Raw genomic sequence first — 2,609 nt, forward strand, 5'->3', positions numbered from 1 at the left:
CAATAATACGAAGGGCTAACTCATCAATATCTTTGCAACAGTGCCGATGAAAATAACGCGCCAGCTGAAGTTCATCAGGTTCGCCGGTGAATCTGCCATAACTCTCAGTCTGCTCAGTGGTCAAAAAATCGACGGGCATACAGGCATCCCTACCTGAGGGTTATTTATTAACAATTCTGCAACCGTCTAAAATATTATAAATTATCAGACAGCATAAAACGGCAGATATGGACTGTCTATTAAATCGTAAATTTGTTATAATAGACACAAAGTGTCTGATAGTCGATTGATTTAAGGTACATTATATGCGGCTTTTGGTTACGCACGGGTATCAACCAGTCAGCAGTCCCTCGATATTCAGATTAAAGCTCTTAAAGAGGCGGAAGTGAAAGCCAGCCGTATCTTTACAGATAAAGCATCGGGAAGTTCTGCTGGTCGGAATGGGCTGGACCTGCTTCGCATGAAGGTGGAGAAAGGTGACGTCATTCTGGTGAAGAAGCTTGACCGTCTTGGTCGGGATACCGCCGATATGATCCAGCTGATAAAAGAATTTGACGCACAGGGCGTGGCGGTCCGTTTTATCGATGACGGGATCTGTACCGATGGCGAAATGGGTCAGATGGTTGTCACCATTCTTTCTGCAGTCGCGCAGGCAGAGCGGCGGAGAATACTGGAACGCACTAACGAAGGGAGACAGGAAGCTATGGCGAAAGGGATCCGGTTTGGGCGTAAGAGAAAAGTTGATAGTGGGTGTGTAATGGCTCTCCACAGGCAGGGAACAGGTGCGTCAGAGATAAGCCGACAGTTTAAAATTGCCCGTTCAACCGTTTACAAAATACTCACCGAAATAAACATGCCCCGGAGCCATGATGAATAATAAACCCCGTTTTGTCGGACTGGAATGGCTGAGATTTTCCCTTGGTTTTTTTGTTATGGTTTACCATACCGCACACCGTTATCCGCAGCTTGATCATATTCCATGGTTAAGAAACGTCACCAGCATGGGTTTTTTTGCTACCAGCACTTTTTTCGTATTGTCCGGATTTTTGCTTGCTCACGTCTACTTTAATCAGAATCAGATGCGTGAACCCGCAAGTAGTTTCTGGATTAAACGTTTCTGTAATCTTTATCCTGTACATATTGTCGCGCTCATTTCTTCAGTTCTGGTTCTGATACTTATGCACTGGCTGTCAGTTCCGCCGGATGGCCCCGGAGCCTCGCCACGCTTTGTCGTTTATGACACGCATGAACTGATAGCTGATCGTTCGCTTCTGGAACATTATATGGATAACAGTGAGCTGATGATTAACTCTGTTTTACAGCTATTTATGTTGCAGGCCTGGAACCCGCTGTACCTCACCTTTAATGCGCCACTCTGGTCTCTGTCAACACTGTTTTTTTTCTACCTTGTATTTCCTTTTATCACCTCCCGGTTACTGAACATAAAAAGGGTTAAGTCAGCTATTGCATTAACCTGCTTTATCAGCCTGATACCACCGCTTTACGTCATTTTTAATGCCCTGTGGGGGATACCCTGGACAGGCCTGCTGCAGCGATTTCCACCGTTTCGCCTGCCTGAGTTTATATGCAGTATCCTGTGTTACAGCCTGTTTCGTCAGCATCAGCAGAGGGGGTACCGGCCCGGAGTCGCTCGCTGCAGCATGCTGTCGCTGTTTATTCTTGCCTGTTTTATCCTGGCAGCGTGGATTTATACCCAGCGCCCGGAGCGCTTCTGGTATCCGCTTTTGCATAATGGTCTTTTACTGCCGTCACAGCTGACGCTGCTGTACCTGTGTGCATTGCTTCCCACTCCCCGTTCAGACCTGTTGCGGCGTTATCTGCCTCGTCTGGGGGCATCATCCCTGTCGATTTTTGCTCTACACGTCCCCCTGTTTTATCTGTGGAGCACGTTCGAGCCTCTGCTGCGGAGCATATTCTCAGACCGGCGTGGAGGATGGCATGAGTGGGTTGACAGGGCAGGCGGCATACAGCTAAGCCTGAGCGGCTATGCTTTATTTCTTGTCCTGACGGTCTGGATTTGCCTTCATTTTCAGGAACAGGTTGTGGTCAGCATAAGAAAGAGATTTCTTAACAGGTTGCTCTGACGACACAGATACGAACCCGGTCAGAATCTGATGGGGTTCGTATCACGGAGCTAGTAATCAATGGGTAAGGAATAATCGTCCGGACTGACTGAAGCGAGAACAATCTGATACTCATAATTCCTGGTAGCGGTTTCTCCCCTGTCTGGCAGGCAGTCAATAGCGAGAATCACGTCGTAGTTTTTTGTTTCATCAACAGCGGTAGAATAGCTGAGGTTAACCCCTTGGTATTGGACGGCTTCTCCTGCAACTAATTTTGGCTATTTGCATTCTGAGGTAGGATCGCAAATTTAGCCAAGAACTGAATTCCATCCCCCTTTTATGCAAAATCTGGTTGAAATTCGCAGATTGACTACAGTACCGTTCTGTGCAAAAGGTTGTTGGAGTCCAGAATGAACGAATTTACGGGATCGGCAGCTTCACAGGCTGACTTTATTTAGAAAAACGCGGAAGACCTGTGGGGGGACTTCAAGCATACGGACTTTGACAAGTGTAGTGGCACACTGA

At 47.2% G+C, this 2,609-nt stretch carries 1 protein-coding gene and 1 pseudogene; both read left to right on the forward strand.

Features of this window, described 5'->3' with window-relative positions:
* Window positions 1-313: 313 nt before the first annotated feature.
* Window positions 314-877 (forward strand): annotated as a pseudogene (locus BBW68_RS00240) (recombinase family protein); the annotation flags it as partial.
* Entirely contained in the window at window positions 870-2,105 is a 1,236-nt protein-coding gene (locus BBW68_RS00245; protein WP_070133521.1) for an acyltransferase family protein, read from the forward strand. The pseudogene BBW68_RS00240 and the gene BBW68_RS00245, both read left to right, overlap by 8 nt.
* Window positions 2,106-2,609 lie beyond the last annotated feature (504 nt).

The sequence above is a fragment of the Candidatus Erwinia dacicola genome (assembly GCF_001756855.1).
Taxonomy (GTDB): Bacteria; Pseudomonadota; Gammaproteobacteria; order Enterobacterales; family Enterobacteriaceae; genus Erwinia; species Erwinia dacicola.